Annotated in this window: 14 protein-coding genes; 11 read left to right on the top strand and 3 right to left on the bottom strand. The window is 74.1% G+C overall.

Features of this window, described 5'->3' with window-relative positions; genetic code table 11:
- The coding region (locus tag GTW67_RS22315; RefSeq protein WP_161166582.1) for a hypothetical protein at positions 1–783 on the top strand (783 nt) is incomplete at its 5' end.
- A 12-nt stretch (positions 784–795) separates the two neighbouring features.
- On the opposite strand, the gene GTW67_RS22320 is transcribed toward GTW67_RS22315, so the two are convergent.
- Positions 796–1,998 carry an amino acid deaminase/aldolase gene (locus GTW67_RS22320; RefSeq protein ID WP_161166583.1) on the bottom strand — a complete coding sequence of 401 codons (1,203 nt, stop codon included), beginning with the start codon at positions 1,996–1,998 and terminating at the stop codon, positions 796–798.
- 828 nt (positions 1,999–2,826) lie between these two features.
- Between GTW67_RS22320 and GTW67_RS22325 the strand changes: the two genes are divergently transcribed.
- Both GTW67_RS22325 and mycP read left to right on the top strand, forming a co-directional pair.
- Complete coding sequence (locus GTW67_RS22325) at positions 2,827–3,639, top strand: hypothetical protein (RefSeq protein WP_161166592.1); 813 nt, start codon at positions 2,827–2,829, stop codon at positions 3,637–3,639.
- Positions 3,636–4,814, top strand: a complete 1,179-nt coding sequence (gene mycP, locus GTW67_RS22330) for a type VII secretion-associated serine protease mycosin (RefSeq protein WP_161166584.1) — start codon at positions 3,636–3,638, stop codon at positions 4,812–4,814. The genes GTW67_RS22325 and mycP overlap by 4 nt, the downstream gene beginning before the upstream one ends.
- A 376-nt stretch (positions 4,815–5,190) precedes the next feature.
- Here the strand turns inward: mycP and GTW67_RS22335 are convergent, their stop codons facing one another.
- Positions 5,191–6,144, bottom strand: coding sequence for a serine hydrolase (locus GTW67_RS22335; protein WP_161166585.1), 954 nt, complete (start codon positions 6,142–6,144; stop codon positions 5,191–5,193).
- A gap of 117 nt (positions 6,145–6,261) precedes the next feature.
- Here GTW67_RS22335 and GTW67_RS22340 point away from each other — a divergent pair, with 117 nt between their 5' ends.
- Entirely contained in the window at positions 6,262–6,993 is a 732-nt protein-coding gene (locus GTW67_RS22340) for an SseB family protein (protein WP_161166586.1), read from the top strand.
- Position 6,994: 1 nt separating this feature from the next.
- Here GTW67_RS22340 and GTW67_RS22345 read toward each other — a convergent pair whose 3' ends face one another.
- Positions 6,995–7,351, bottom strand: coding sequence for a DUF1844 domain-containing protein (locus tag GTW67_RS22345; RefSeq protein WP_077800719.1), 357 nt, complete (start codon positions 7,349–7,351; stop codon positions 6,995–6,997).
- A gap of 367 nt (positions 7,352–7,718) precedes the next feature.
- Here GTW67_RS22345 and infC point away from each other — a divergent pair, with 367 nt between their 5' ends.
- The 7 genes from infC (at position 7,719) to pheT (ending at position 15,193) form a co-directional block, all read left to right on the top strand.
- Entirely contained in the window at positions 7,719–8,411 is a 693-nt protein-coding gene (infC, locus tag GTW67_RS22350; protein WP_161166587.1) for a translation initiation factor IF-3, read from the top strand.
- 111 nt (positions 8,412–8,522) lie between these two features.
- Positions 8,523–8,717 carry a 50S ribosomal protein L35 gene (gene rpmI, locus GTW67_RS22355; protein WP_003977225.1) on the top strand — a complete coding sequence of 65 codons (195 nt, stop codon included), beginning with the start codon at positions 8,523–8,525 and terminating at the stop codon, positions 8,715–8,717.
- Positions 8,718–8,822: 105 nt separating this feature from the next.
- Positions 8,823–9,206: a 50S ribosomal protein L20 gene (gene rplT, locus GTW67_RS22360; RefSeq protein ID WP_004002577.1), complete on the top strand. Its 384-nt coding sequence runs from the start codon at positions 8,823–8,825 to the stop codon at positions 9,204–9,206.
- A gap of 157 nt (positions 9,207–9,363) precedes the next feature.
- The gene (locus GTW67_RS22365) at positions 9,364–10,209 is read left to right on the top strand and encodes a TrmH family RNA methyltransferase (RefSeq protein ID WP_161166588.1); all 846 of its coding nucleotides are present in this window, start codon (positions 9,364–9,366) and stop codon (positions 10,207–10,209) included.
- A 51-nt stretch (positions 10,210–10,260) separates the two neighbouring features.
- Positions 10,261–11,400 carry a sensor histidine kinase gene (locus tag GTW67_RS22370; RefSeq protein ID WP_161166589.1) on the top strand — a complete coding sequence of 380 codons (1,140 nt, stop codon included), beginning with the start codon at positions 10,261–10,263 and terminating at the stop codon, positions 11,398–11,400.
- Between the two features lie 158 nt (positions 11,401–11,558).
- Complete coding sequence (pheS, locus tag GTW67_RS22375; RefSeq protein WP_161166590.1) at positions 11,559–12,680, top strand: phenylalanine--tRNA ligase subunit alpha; 1,122 nt, start codon at positions 11,559–11,561, stop codon at positions 12,678–12,680.
- Complete coding sequence (gene pheT, locus GTW67_RS22380) at positions 12,680–15,193, top strand: phenylalanine--tRNA ligase subunit beta (protein WP_161166591.1); 2,514 nt, start codon at positions 12,680–12,682, stop codon at positions 15,191–15,193. Before pheS ends, pheT begins: the two co-directional genes overlap by 1 nt.
- Positions 15,194–15,276: the final 83 nt, after the last annotated feature.

Here is a 15,276-nt window from a genome sequence, read left to right on the forward strand (position 1 = left end):
GGCGGCAGCCGGCGTGCGAAGGGCGCCGCCCTCGCCGCCGCCGCGGCGGTCCTCGTCGCGGCGATCGCCACCGGCGTCGTCCTCCTCGGCGAGGACGACGACCCGGGTTCGCGGGCCCAGACCCTGCCGACCGCGACGACTCCCACGACCCCCGCGCCGGAGACCGGGTCGCCGACCCCCTCGCCGACGCCCTCCGAGCCCTCCGCCGACGACCCCGCCGTCGTCGAGGACCAGCTCAACGGCATCACCTTCCCGCTGCCGGACGGCTGGGTGCGCCCCGAGCACATCTCCGACGGCGACGTCATGATGAGCACGGACGGCACCTACGACTGCCCGGGCGACGGCGGCGTGTGCCGGCACGGCCTCGTCATCTCCCGCACCGTCACCGCGAACGCCGAGAGCTCCCCGAAGGCCCTCGCCGAACAGGACATCGAGGACGCGGCCGACGCCGCCTACGACCACGACGTGCTCGGCAGCAAGCCGTACGGGGGCGTCAAGTCCCACGAGGTCGTCGGCTCCGGGCCGGTCGCGGTCGCCGGACGCGCCGGGTACTACGTGCGCTGGCGGGTGACGACGGGCAAGGGCCCCGGCGGCTACGTGCAGTCGCTGGTGTTCCCGTCCACCGTCGGCACCGAGTCCCCGGTCCTCGTCCGCTACGTCTTCGACGCCGGCGAGGACGGACCGCCGCTGGCCGACATGGACCGGATCACCAAGGGCATCCGGCCCGTCGGAGACGCCGGCACGGGCGGCGGCGTGGGCAGCAGCATCGGCCCCTCCGCCTGACCCGGGCCCGGCCTACAGGAAGGTGAGCCCCTCGCCCCGGTACGTCGGCGCCGTCGCCGTCACCGCGTCCCCCTCCACCAGGTGCAGGGTGTCGAAACGCTCGCACAGCTCACCGGCCTTGGCGTGCCGGAACCACACCTTGTCGCCGATGAGCAGGTCGTCCGCGGGGGAGCCCAGCAGCGGCGTCTGCACCTCGCCGGCGCCCTCCTGCGGGTCGTAGCGCAGCCCCTCCGGGAGGTACGGCACCGGGAGCCGGTCGGCGCCGGCCGCGCCGGAGGCCGGATAGCCGCCGCCGAGCACGGTCACCACCCCGACGCCGGGCCTGCGGACGACGGGCTGCGCGAAGAGAGCGGCCGGACGCCCGCTGAACGACGTGTAGTTGTCGAACAGCCGCGGCACGTACAGCCCGGACCCGGCGGCGATCTCGGTGACCGCGTCCTCCGCGGCGGTGTGCTGCACGCTGCCCGTGCCGCCGCCGTTGACGAACTCCAGGTCCGGCACCACGGCCCGCACCGCCCGCACCACCGCGGCGCGCCGCTCGGCCAGTTCGCGGCGGGCGGCGGCCTGCATCAGCCGCACCGCCCGCGACCGCAGCGGCCGTCCGGCCACCGCGTCCCCGACTCCCGCGACATGGCCCTCGTACGCCATGACGCCGACGACCCGGAACCCCGGCCGCCGGGCCACCGCCCGCGCCAGGTCGGCGACCTCGGCGGGGGAGTGCAGCGGGGAACGCCGCGCCCCGACCCGCACCCGCCCGCCGAACAGGCGCAGCGAGGTGTCCAACTCCAGGCAGACCCGCACCACTTCGCGGCCGCCGTCCCGGGCCTCGTCGATGAACCGCAGCTGCGCCGGGTCGTCGACCATCACGGTCACGGCGGCGGCGAGCTTGGGGTCGGCGGCCAGCTCCGCGTACCCGGCGCGGTCCGCGGACGGGTAGGCGAGCAGCACGTCCTCGAACCCGGAGCGCGCCAGCCACAGGGACTCGGCCAGCGTGAAGGACATGATCCCGGCGAAACCGTCCCGGGCCAGGGCGCGTTCGAGCAGGGCACGGCAGCGTACGGACTTGCTGGCGACGCGGATCGGCTTGCCGCCGGCCCGGCGGACCAGATCGTCCGCGTTGGCGTCGAAGGCCTCCAGGTCCACGATGGCCACGGGGGCGTCCAGATGGGCGGTGGCCCGGTCGTAACGGGCCCGGTCGGCGGCGCGCGCAGTCATGAGCGAAGCCTGCCAGACGGGATTACCGCAGGGTAGGGGGACGTTCCGGGCCAATGCCACGAGCCCGCGGACTGGTTCCCCTCCGGGCGGGGGCACGCCGTAGAGTGACGCGCACGCACGGCGGAACGGCCCGGGCGGCAGGGCCCCGGGGCCCGCGCCGGGATGGCGGTCCGCCCGTGCGGGTATGCGTGCCCGGGACGGCCAGTTCGCTCCGGGCCCGGGCAGGGGACGCCGGCCCGCGCCGGACCACCGGCCCGGGCCCTGGAAAACGGGGGGTGCATGAACACGGAAGCACGCCCCCCCACCTTCCCCCCACGCCCCTCGACCCCGCCGCCTGCGGAGACCCCGCGCCGCCCGGAGACGCCGCCTGTCGTGGGCGCGCCGCGCCGTCCGAGCGTGCCGCTGCCGCCGGAGGCCGCCGCATCGCGCCCCGGATCCTCGCCCCGTGGGGAGATCCCGATCCGTCCGGAGAAGCCGCCTGCGGCGGATGCGCCTCGCCGCCCGAGCACGCCTTTGCCGCCGGAGAGCGCTGTACCTCCCCCCGGGTCCTCGCCCCAGGGGGAAACACCGCGCCGCCCGGACACGCCACCTGCCGCAGGCGCCGCCTCCGCGCCTCCGCCGCCGCGTGCCACCGCGCGTTTTCCGGACGCCCCGCCGGTCGTCGGTCGTGCCGGGGCGGTGCGGGGGCGTGACGTGCCGGTGGGGCGTGCGCCCGCCGAGACCCCGTCCGAGACCACCACCCGCCTGCGGCCGATCCCCGCGCAGGCCGAGCCGCACGCTCCCGACCCCGCCCTGTCGTGGGGCGCCGCCTCCGCGCCGCGGCCCCGCGTGTCGTTCGCCGAGCCCGAGGGGTACGACGAGCACGCCCGGCCCCGCCCGCTCGGCGCACGCCTGCGGCCCCAGGCCGTCGCCGCGGCCGTCTGCCTCGTCCTCGGCGCCGGACTCGTCACCGGCGCCGTCACCGGCAGCTGGCTCGCCGGAGACTCCGGCGACGCCGACGCCCGCAGCGCCTTCACCGCGGCCGGCGACCTGTGGCACAGCGTCCCGGTCGACCAGCTCTTCCCGCCCACCGTGCAAGGGCAGGGCGCCGGCCCCGGCGGAGCCGACCGCACCTGGACCCGCGTCGCCGTCGCCCCGGACAGCGGCTGCGCGGGCGCCTTCGACCCGCTGCTGGGCAAGGCCCTCGCCCCGGCCGGCTGCGCCCGCCTGCTGCGCGCCACCTACACCGACGCCACCCAGAGCCACGTCACCACCGTCGGCCTGCTCTTCACCAAGGCCGACGCCGCCGCCATGACCTCGCTGGCGAACCGGTTCGAGAAGGAGGGCCTGACCCGGCGCGCCGACCTCGTGCCGCTGCCGTACGCCGCCGAGGGCACCGTCGCCGCCGGCTTCCGCGCGGACGCGCGCGCCTCCTGGACCGTCTCCGTGCTCACCGACGCCCCCGTCGTCGTCTACGCCGTCTCCGGCTGGGCCGACGGCCGCACCGTCGGCCGGCCCGAGCCCGCGGAGGAGGCCATGGAGTCCGGCGCCGCCTCCGCCCCCGCCCAGGCCGGCCTCGGTCACGAGGCGCAGGGCCTCGCCGACCGCGTCGAACGCGCCCTGCGCAAGAACGTCGGCCCCGCCACGGAGCAGCCCTCGTGAACACCGCCACCCGCCGTACCGGCGGCGCCCTGAGCCTCCTCCTCGCCGCCGCGCTCGTCCTCGTCCCGGCGCCCGCCGCGCACGCCGACGGCATCCGCGCCAAGCAGTGGGCCCTCGACGCCATGCACACCGACGAGGCGTGGCGCACCACCAAGGGCGCGGGCGTCACCGTCGCCGTCCTGGACACCGGCGTCGAGGCCGACCACCCCGACCTGGCCGGCAACGTCCTCACCGGCAAGGACCTCGTCGGCTTCGGCGCGGGCGAGGGCGACCGCGCCTGGGCCCGGCACGGCACCGCCATGGCCGGGATCATCGCCGGTCACGGCCACGGCCCCGGCGACACCGAGGGCGTCATGGGCGTCGCGCCCGAGGCCAGGATCCTCCCCGTCCGCGTGATCCTCGAGGACGGCGACCCGTCCCGCACCAAGGCACGCAAGACCCGCGGCAACGCGCTCGCCGACGGCATCCGCTGGGCCGCCGACCACGGCGCCGACGTCATCAACCTCTCCCTCGGCGACGACTCCGCCTCCGCCCACCCCGAACCCGCCGAGGACGAGGCCGTCCAGTACGCCCTGAAGAAGGGCGTGGTCGTCGTCGCCTCCGCCGGCAACGGCGGCGAGAAGGGCGACCACATCTCCTACCCGGCGGCCTATCCGGGCGTCATCGCCGCGACCGCCGTCGACCGCTTCGGCACCCGCGCCTCCTTCTCCACCCGCCGCTGGTACGCCACGGTCAGTGCCCCCGGCGTCGACGTGATCATCGCCGACCCGGACCACCGCTACTACGAGGGCTGGGGCACCAGCGCCGCCTCCGCGTTCGTGTCCGGCGCCGCCGCCCTGGTCAGGGCCGCGCACCCGGACCTCACCCCGGCCCAGGTCAAGAAGCTCCTGGAGGACACGGCCCGCAACGCCCCCGCCGACGGGCGCGACGACTCCCGGGGCTACGGCTTCGTCGACCCCGCCGCCGCCATCGAGGCCGCGGGCCGGCTGAAGCCGCGGGGACTGAACCCGGCGGCGTACGGCGAGAAGTACTTCGGCTCCGGGCCGGACGCCCCAGCCTCCGACGACGCCACCTCGGCCTGGGCAGCCCCGCTGGCCGGCAGCGCGGGCGGCGTCCTGATCGTCGCCTCGGTGGTCCTGTGGCGCGGCCGCCGCGAACGCTACGACGACGCCTGACCCTCACCCACCGCCTGCCCGGCGTCCGCGCGGCCCCTCCCCGGCGTCCGAGCCGCCCCTGCCCGCCGCCCGCGCGGTGTCCGCGTCGTTCCTGCTCGCCGGCCGCCCGCCCGGCGTCTGTGTCGCCCTCACCCGCCGGCTGCCCGCGTCCGCGCGGCCCCTGCCTGCCGCCCGCCCGGTGTGTGTGTCGCCCTCGCCCGCTGCCCGCCCGTCACCCGAGCCGCCCCTGCCCGCCCGGCGTCCGAGCCGCCCCTGCCCGCCCGGCGTCCGCGTCGCCCCGGCTCGCTGCTTGTCCCTCGCCTGAGCCGTCCCCGCTCGCCGCCTGTCCGTCGCCCGAGCCGCCCTCGCTCGCCGCCTGCCCGTCGCCGCCCGAGCCCTACCCGCTCGCCGCCCGCCCGGCGTCCGCGTCGTCCGAGCCGGTGAACACCGACACCGCCGCCCGTGCCGCCGCCTCGGTGAGTGAGACCCCCTCCGCCTGCGTCGCGGTGCCCCGTGAGAGCACCGCCACCAGGCGGTCGTGGCCGCCGGACGTGATCCGTCCGATGCTGTTGATCACCCACAGCCCGGTGGTGCTGCGCCGCAGCCAGCCGTTCTTCAGCGCCCACGCGCCGTCCGTCCCGTCGGCCGCCGCCGACACACCCCACCGCTGGTCCGCGGCTATCCGCCCCATCAGGTCACGGAGATACGTCCGGGAGGCCTCGTCCAGCGCGGAGCCCTCCGCCTCGAACACCTGCCGCAGCAGCGCGATCTGGTCCGCGGCCGTCGTCCGCGTCAGCCCCCACAGCGGTCCGTCGCCGCCCTCGGTCGCGGTGAGACCGAGGCGTTCGTTCGCCGCGTCCAGCCCCTCCGCCGCCCCGATCGCCCGCCACAGCGCCGACGCCGAGTCGTTGTCGCTGTTCTCGATCATGTCGACGGCGTACGCCTTCTCCTCGCCGGTCAGCGCCCGCCCCGCGTCCTGCGCCCGCAGCAGCAGCGCCGCCAGGATGTCGACCTTGACGATGCTCGCGGTCTCGAAGACCCCCGTGCCGTACATGGCACCCTCCCCGGACTCCAAGTCGAGCACCGCCACCGACACCTCGGCGCCGTCCGCCACCGGCACCGCCTCCATCGCCGCCGCGAGCAGCGCGTCCCGGTCCACGGCCGCCTCCGTCGCGCTCTCCACCGGTGCCTCCCCGCCCGCGTCCGCCGAGGCCGCCGACGATACGGCGCCCCCGCCCGGGTGTGCCCCCGCCGTCACGTACACCGCCCCGGCGGCGCCGGCGCCCACGACGACGACCGCGGCGAGGGTCGCGGACAGCAGGGCGCACCGCCGGGCGCTGGGGGACTCCATGCCCGCGATGCTCGGGGCGCCCGCTGTGCACACCGTGGGACGGAGGTGAAACGCGGGTCAGAGATGCCTGAGAGGCCGATGAGGACGGTCCGCCGGCCCCCGCTAGGCTCGGGGACCGTGGCGAACAAGAACATTCCCGACTCCGGCTTCTCCGACGACGACGGCTCCGCCGACCCCCGGCTGAGCGCGGCGCTCGCCGCCTGGGCCGAGGACCGCACCGCCCTGGCACCGGTGCTGGAGGCGCTCAAGGGCGCCCGGCTGCTCGTGCCCGTCGTGGCCGTCCTCGGCGAGGTCGAGGAGGACGAGAAGGGGCTGCGCCGCGAGAAGACCAGCGACATGGCCGTGCCGACCCTCAAGGCCGGAGACCGCACCGCCCTGCCCGCCTTCACCTCCACCGCCTCGCTCGCCCGCTGGGACCCCGAGGCCCGCCCCGTCGCCGTACCCCTGCACCAGGCCCTCCAGGCCGCCGCCCACGAGAAGGCGGACACGGTCGTGCTGGACATGGCCGGACCGGTGCCGTTCGAGCTGACCGGGGCGGCCCTGCTGGCGCTGGCCGAGGGACGCACGACCACCGATCCGCTCGCCGACCCGGCGGTCGTGGAGGCCGTGCGCGCGGCCGTCGCCGCCGAGTCCGCCGTGCTCCGCGCCCACCTCGGGCCCGGGCAGGCCGACGGCACCCTGGTCCTCGTGCTGGACCCCGCCGCGGCCCCCGCCGAGGCCGCCCGCGCCGTCGCCGGGCGGCTGGCGGCCGACGAAACACTGAGGGCCCGCCTGGTGCGCGGCCTCGACCTGGCACTCCTGCCGGCCGGGGCCACGCCTCCGGGCGAGCCCTTGTACGTACGCGGGTGACTCAGCCGTAGACGGCGCCGGTGTACTTCTCGCCCGGCCCCTGACCCGGCTCGTCCGGCACCAGCGACGCCTCGCGGAACGCCAGCTGGAGCGACTTCAGCCCGTCGCGCAGCGGCGCCGCGTGGAACGAGCTGATCTCGGTGGTGCTCGCGTCCAGCAGACCGGCCAGCGCGTGCACCAGCTTGCGCGCCTCGTCCAGGTCCTTGTGGGCGTCGCCCTCCTCGGTCAGTCCGAGCTTCACGGCGGCGGCGCTCATCAGATTGACGGCGACCGTCACGATCACCTCGACCGCGGGAACCTCCGCGATGTCGCGGGCCATGGCGTCGAAGTCGGGCGTCTCAGGAGGGGTCTCACTCATGCAGCTCACGATAGGCGCAGCAGCGGCCGGGGCCCCACTCGGTCTCGGTTAGCCCTTCCCCTGCCGAGCTGCTAACCTTGTGTAACGACCGGTCGGACACGCACGCCCCATGGGCAGCGGGCCCGGCCCACAAGTGGAGGCTTTCGAACTCCCACCTGACCGTCCCCCGGGACGGCGGGTCACCGGTCAGGCGGTCCCGTCCCCGTGGCGGCGGCCAGCCCGAGTTCGCGCCCCGCGGCCATCGCGGCGGTGCTCCGGTAGCAGTTCGAGGAGCCCCGCTCGTGATCGTCGTCCGGGGCATTTTTCATGCGCCGGCGCGGTTAGGTCTATCGAACACAGACGTAACGCGGCTGTCCGCCAGACCGCCGTGTGGTGCTACCGAGGAGGATCCATCAGCGCCGAGCCCCGCATCAACGACCGGATTCGCGTTCCCGAGGTGCGACTTGTCGGTCCCAGCGGCGAGCAGGTCGGGATTGTCCCGCTTGCCAAGGCCCTGGAGCTTGCGCAGGAGTACGACCTCGACCTCGTCGAGGTCGCGGCGAACGCCCGGCCGCCCGTGTGCAAGCTCATGGACTACGGGAAGTTCAAGTACGAGTCGGCCATGAAGGCCCGTGAGGCGCGCAAGAACCAGGCGCACACGGTCATCAAGGAGATGAAGCTCCGGCCGAAGATCGACCCGCACGACTATGACACCAAGAAGGGTCACGTCGTCCGGTTCCTCAAGCAGGGCGACAAGGTCAAGATCACGATCATGTTCCGTGGTCGCGAGCAGTCCCGGCCGGAGCTCGGCTACCGACTGCTTCAGCGTCTCGCGGAGGACGTCCAGGACCTCGGCTTCGTGGAGTCGAATCCGAAGCAGGACGGCCGAAACATGATCATGGTCCTCGGTCCGCACAAGAAGAAGACCGAGGCGATGGCCGAGGCTCGCCAGGCGCAGGAAGCCCGCAAGGCGGACGCGAAGGCCAATCCCGGCAAGTCGCAGAACGCCGCGGACGCCGACGCCGTGAACGACGACGCCGTGGAGACCGAGGCCCCGGCCGAGGCTTCCGCCGACGCGTGACCCCGGGGGACGCGAGTCCCCAGGACGTAACCGATACAAGAGCGACGCTCCACCGTGCCCGGTTCTCACGACCGGGCATCGGAGCGCCACCGACGAGGAGATAACGGCGCTATGCCGAAGAACAAGTCGCACAGCGGTGCCAGCAAGCGCTTCAAGATCACCGGCTCCGGCAAGGTGCTCCGTGAGCGCGCCGGCAAGCGCCACCTGCTCGAGCACAAGTCGTCCCGCGTGACGCGTCGCCTCACCGGCAACGCCGAGATGGCCCCGGGCGACGCCGCGAAGATCAAGAAGCTTCTCGGCAAGTGACGTCCGCGGCGCCCGCACGGAGCGCCGTACGTCATTCAGGACCGGGACCCAATCGATACCGGGCCGCGTGAGTTCCACCGCGGCCCCGCTACAAGGAGTTAACTAGTGGCACGCGTCAAGCGGGCAGTCAACGCCCACAAGAAGCGCCGGGCGATCCTCGAGCAGGCCTCCGGCTACCGCGGTCAGCGTTCGCGCCTGTACCGCAAGGCCAAGGAGCAGGTCACCCACTCGCTGGTCTACAACTACAACGACCGCAAGAAGCGCAAGGGTGACTTCCGCCAGCTGTGGATCCAGCGCATCAACGCCGCTGCCCGCGCCAACGGCATCACGTACAACCGCTTCATCCAGGGTCTGAAGGCCGCCAACGTCGAGGTGGACCGCAAGATCCTCGCCGAGCTGGCCGTCAACGACGCGGGTGCCTTCGCGGCGCTCGTCGAGGTGGCCCAGAAGGCGCTGCCGAGCGACGTCAACGCGCCGAAGGCGGCGTGACGCTGCGCTGGCTCTGAGCCGACGTGACTGGACCCGCAGGTTTTGAGCCTGCGGGTCCGCTTGCGTCTGCCCTCTTCTGTCGTATCGCGCGTGCGGCCCGTTGTGGCTGGTCGCGCAGTTCCCCGCGCCCCTAGGGCACTTCCCGAAGGTACGTCGCATGGTTGCCGCTCCTGATCTGATCTCCCCTCGTTCCCCCCGTGTCGCCGCCGCGCGGCGGCTTGGGAAGCGGAACTTCCGGAGTAAGGAGCGGCTGTTTCTGGCCGAGGGGCCGCAGGCCGTCAGGGAGGCCGCGGAGTACGGGGACACGCTGACCGAGGTGTTCGCCACCGTCGAGGCCGCCGAGCGGTACGCCGACATCATCGGGGCCGCCCGGGACACCGGCGCGCGGGTCCACCTCGCCGCCGACGCGGTGATCGAGGACATCTCCACCACCGTCACCCCCCAGGGCCTGGTCGGGGTCTGCCGGTTCGTCGACACCCCCTTCGACGACATCCTCGCCGCCCGCCCCAAGCTCGTCGCCGTCCTCGCGCACGTCCGCGACCCCGGCAACGCCGGCACCGTGCTGCGCTGCGCCGACGCCGCCGGCGCCGAGGCCGTCGTCCTCACCGACGCCTCCGTCGACCTCTACAACCCCAAGGCCGTACGCGCCTCCGTCGGCTCCCTGTTCCACCTGCCGGTCGCCGTCGGCGTCCCCGTGGAGCGGGCCGTGGCCGAGCTGCGCGACGCCGGCGTGCGGGTCCTGGCCGCCGACGGCGCGGGCGAGGACGACCTCGACGCCGAGCTGGACGCCGGCACCATGGGCGGGCCCACCGCCTGGGTCTTCGGCAACGAGGCCTGGGGCCTGCCCGAGGAGACCCGGGGGCTCGCCGACGCCGTCGTCCGCGTCCCCATCCACGGCAGGGCCGAGAGTCTGAACCTCGCCACCGCCGCGGCCGTATGTCTCTACGCGTCGGCGCGTGCACAGCGCGCCGCCGGAGGGTGCCGCTCCGTCACCGACGCCTAGTAGGGTGACCAGCTCGGGGACCCCAGACCAGCGGGAAGGCGGGGCACGGGGATGAGCGTCGGCACGAGCAGGGCACCGGGACCACACCGGACGGGGCGCCCTCCCGCGCCGCGCCGGCCCGGAGACCTCGCCGACCTCGGCCTCGACCCCGACGAGCTGCCCGACGGCCTCGTCGTCGCCGACGAGCACGGGAAGGTGATCTGCTTCAACGCGGCCGCCACCCGCATCACCGCCGTCCCCGCCGAACACGCCCTCGGACAGCCTCTCGACCAGGCACTGCCCCTGGAGGACCTCGACGGCCGGCGCTGGTGGCAGCTGACCGACCCGTACGGCGGACTCGCCATCCGCGTCGGCCAGCCCGAGCGCAACCTGCTGCTCCCCGGCGGCCGAGAGGTCCTCGTCTCCGCCCGCTACGTCCGCACCGAGCGCACCGGCCCCGTCCACCGCGTCGTCGTCACCCTGCGCGACACCGAGGCCCGCCGCCGCACCGAGCGCAGCCACGCCGAGCTGATCGCCACCGTCGCCCACGAACTGCGCTCGCCGCTCACCTCCGTCAAGGGCTTCACGGCGACGCTCCTGGCCAAGTGGGAACGGTTCACGGACGACCAGAAGCGGCTGATGCTGGAGACCGTCGACGCCGACGCCGACCGCGTCACCCGGCTCATCGCCGAACTGCTCGACATCTCCCGCATCGACTCCGGCCGCCTTGAGGTGCGCCGCCAGCCCGTCGACATCGGCGCCGCCGTCGGCCGCCACATCCAGGCCTACGTCGCCTCCGGACAGCCCGCCGACCGCTTCCTGCTCCGCCTCGGCCGGCCCCTGCCCGCCCTGTGGGCCGACCCCGACAAGATCGACCAGGTGCTCAGCAACCTCCTCGAAAATGCCGTGCGGCACGGCGAGGGAACCGTCACCATCGACATCACGCCCACGGCGTCCCCCCGCGAGGAGGAGGACACCGGCACGTCGGTCACGGTGAGCGACGAGGGGCCCGGCATCCCGGAGGAGTCCATGAACCGCGTCTTCACCCGCTTCTGGCGGGGCAGCAAGCGCGGTGGCACCGGCCTCGGGCTCTACATCGTCAAGGGCATCGTCGAGGCCCACGGCGGCACCATCACGGTCGGCCGCGCCCCCGGCGGCGGCGCCGAGTTCCGATTTACGTTGCCCGTGGCGGCCCCGGCGTACCTCACCTGAGAAGGCCGGCGCCCCCACGGGCGTAATCAGCGTTCCACCGCCCCGTTAGACTCGGTCTTTGGCACCTTTGCGTCCAGATCCGCAGACGAAGCGTCCCCGCCCCGTCTCCGGACCGTAGACGGGGCGTTCCAGCCAGCCAATCGGAAGCACGGGAAGAGATGTCGGCACCGAATAAGTCGTACGACCCTGTCGAGGTCGAGGCGTTGAAACCGGAAGAGATCGAGCGCATGCGGGACGAGGCGCTCGCCGCCTTCGCCGCCGCGGACTCCCTCGACGCGCTCCAGGAGGCCAAGGTCGCCCACACCGGCGGCACCTCCCCGCTGTCGCTGGCCAACCGCGAGATCGGCGCCCTGCCCCCGCACGCCAAGGCGGACGCGGGCAAGCGCGTCGGCATGGCCCGCGGCGCGGTGAACAAGGCGCTGGCCGCCCGCCAGACCGAGCTGGAGGCCGAGCGCGACGCCCGCGTGCTGGTCGAGGAGGCCGTGGACGTCACGCTGCCCCACGACCGCGTACCGGCAGGCGCCCGCCACCCCCTCACCACGCTCTCCGAGCGCATCGAGGACGTCTTCGTGGCCATGGGCTACGAGGTCGCCGAGGGCCCCGAGGCCGAGGCCGAGTGGTTCAACTTCGACGCCCTCAACATCGGCCCGGACCACCCGGCCCGCGGCGAGGCCGACACGTTCTTCGTGGCGGGCCCTGAGGGCGGCTCCGAGTCCGGCGTCGTGCTGCGCACCCACACCTCGCCCGTGCAGATCCGCTCCGCGCTCACCCGCGAGCTGCCGGTCTACGTGATCTGCCCCGGCCGCGTGTACCGCACCGACGAGCTGGACGCCACGCACACCCCCGTCTTCCACCAGGTCGAGCTGCTCGCCATCGACGAGGGCCTGACCATGGCGGACCTCAAGGGCACCCTGGACCACATGGTCCAGTCGCTGTTCGGCGCGGAGATGAAGACCCGGCTGCGGCCGAACTTCTTCCCCTTCACCGAGCCGTCCGCCGAGATGGACATGCTCTGCTACGTCTGCAAGGGCGCGTCCGTCGGCAACCCCGACCGGCCCTGCCGCACCTGCTCCAGCGAGGGCTGGATCGAGCTGGGCGGCTGCGGCATGGTCAACCCGCGGGTGCTCACCGCCTGCGGCGTCGACCCGGAGAAGTACAGCGGCTTCGCCTTCGGGTTCGGCATCGAGCGGATGCTGATGTTCCGCCACAACGTCGAGGACATGCGAGACATGGTCGAGGGTGACGTCCGGTTCACCCGGCCGTTCGGGATGGAGATCTGATGCGGGTCCCGCTTTCCTGGCTGCGGGAGTACGTCGACCTGCCGGCCACCGAGACCGGCCGCGACGTGCAGGCCAAGCTGATTTCGGCCGGTCTGGAGGTCGAGACCGTCGAGCACCTGGGCGCCGACCTCAAGGGCCCCCTCGTCGTCGGCCAGGTGCTGACCATCGAGGAACTGGAGGGCTTCAAGAAGCCCATCCGCTTCTGCACGGTGAACGTCGGTCAGGCCAACGGCACCGGTGAGCCGCAGGAGATCGTCTGCGGCGCCCGCAACTTCGCCGTCGGCGACAAGGTCGTCGTGGTCCTCCCCGGCGCCACCCTGCCGGGCGGCTTCTCGATCGCCGCGCGCAAGACGTACGGCAAGACGTCCCACGGCATGATCTGCTCCGGCGACGAGCTGGGCATGGGCGACGACGGCACCCACGGCATCATCGTGCTGCCGCCGGAGACCGAGGTCGGCAAGGACGCCATCGAGCTGCTCGAACTGGTCGACGAGGTCCTGGACATCGCCGTCACCGCCAACCGCGGCGACTGCCTGTCCATCCGCGGCGTCGCCCGCGAGACCGCGATCGCCTACGGCCTGCCGCTGCGCGACCCGGCCCTGCTCGACGTGCCCGGCCCCAACGCCTACGGCTACCCCGTGAAGATCGCCGACCCCACGGGCTGCGACCGCTTCACCGCCCGCACGGTCACCGGCCTCAGCCCCGAGGCCCGCTCCCCGATCTGGCTCCAGCGCCGGCTCCAGAAGGTCGGCATGCGCCCGATCTCGCTCGCCGTCGACGTCACCAACTACGTGATGATGGAGCTGGGCCAGCCCCTGCACGCCTACGACCGCTCCCTGGTCCAGGGCACCATCGGCGTGCGCCGGGCCGAGGAGGGCGAGAAGATCGTCACCCTCGACGGCGTCGAGCGGAAGCTGCACGCCGAGGACCTCGTCATCACCGACGACCGCGGCCCCATCGGCCTCGCCGGCGTCATGGGCGGCGCCGACACGGAGATCGCCGACCACGGCGACACCGACAACGCGACGAGTGACGTGGTCATCGAGGCCGCCCACTTCGACCAGGTCGCCATCGCACGCACCGCCCGCCGGCACAAGCTGTCCTCCGAGGCGTCCCGCCGCTTCGAGCGCGGCGTCGACCCGCAGGCCGCGGCAGCCGCCGCCCAGCGCACCGTCGACCTGCTCGTGCTCCTCGCGGGCGGCACCGCCGAGGCCGGCGTCACCGAGATCAGCGCGCCGTCCGCGCCGCGCACGATCGCGATGCCGGCCGACCACCCGGACAAGGTGGCCGGTGTGACGTACGGCCGCGAGACCGTCGTACGGCGCCTCCAGGAGGTCGGCTGCGACGCGTACGGGCAGGACGAGCTGATCGTCACCGCCCCGTCCTGGCGGCCCGACCTCACCGACCCGAACGACCTGGCCGAAGAGGTCATCCGCCTGGAGGGCTACGAGAACCTGCCCTCCACGCTGCCCCGCCCCCCGGCGGGCCGCGGCCTGACCGCCCGGCAGCGGCTGCACCGCCGGGCCGGGCGTGCCCTGGCCGGTGCCGGTTACGTCGAGGCGCTGAACTACCCGTTCGTCAGCGAGCAGGTCTTCGACCAGCTCGGTCTGGACGCCGACGACCCGGCCCGCCGCGTCGTCAAGCTGGTCAACCCGCTCAGCGACGAGGAGCCCGCGCTGCGGACCACGCTGCTGCCGGGCCTGCTCGCCGCGCTGCGCCGCAACGACGGCCGGGGCTCGCACGACCTCGCGCTGTTCGAGACCGGGCTGGTCTTCCACCCGCGCGACGAGCAGCGCGTCGCCGCGAACCTGCCGGTCGACCGCCGCCCGAGTGCGGACGACATCGCGGCGCTGGACGCCGCGCTGCCCGACCAGCCCCGGCACGTCGCCGTCGTCCTCGCGGGCGCCCGCGAGCAGGCCGGCTGGTGGGGCAAGGGCCGTCCGGCCGACTGGGCCGACGCGGTCGAGGCGGCGCGCCTCGTGGCCCGGGAAGCGGGGGCCGAACTGGGCATCCGCAAGGGCCAGTACGGTCCCTGGCACCCAGGGCGCTGCGCCGAGCTGTTCGTCACCGTGGACGGCGAGGAGCGGGTCATCGGGCACGCCGGCGAGCTGCACCCGCGGGTGGTGAAGACCCTGGGGCTGCCCGCGCGTGCCTGCGCGATGGAGCTGGACCTCGACACCCTGGAGCGGGTCGGCGACGACACCCCGCAGGCGCCGAGCATCTCCACGTTCCCGGTCGCCACGCAGGATGTCGCGCTGGTCGTCGACGCGTTCGTCCCGGCCGGTGAGGTCGAGGCCGCGCTGCGCGAGGGCGCGGGTGAACTGCTGGAGTCCATCCGGCTGTTCGACGTCTACGACAACGCGGAGCAGCTGGGTGAGGGGCGCAGGTCCCTGGCGTACGCGCTGCGCTTCCGCGCGGGGGACCGGACGCTGACGGTCGACGAGGCGTCGGCCGCCCGCGACGCGGCGGTTGCCCTCGCGGGCGAGCGTGTGGGAGCAGTGCTCCGGAGCTGACGGTTCGCCCAAGGGGCGTGGGGTTGCTGCCGGTCGGCGGCCGACGGTTGTCGGTGGCTGGTCGCGCAGTTCCCCGCGCCCCT

The organism is Streptomyces sp. SID5910 (assembly GCF_009862125.1).
Lineage (GTDB): Bacteria > Actinomycetota > Actinomycetes > Streptomycetales > Streptomycetaceae > Streptomyces.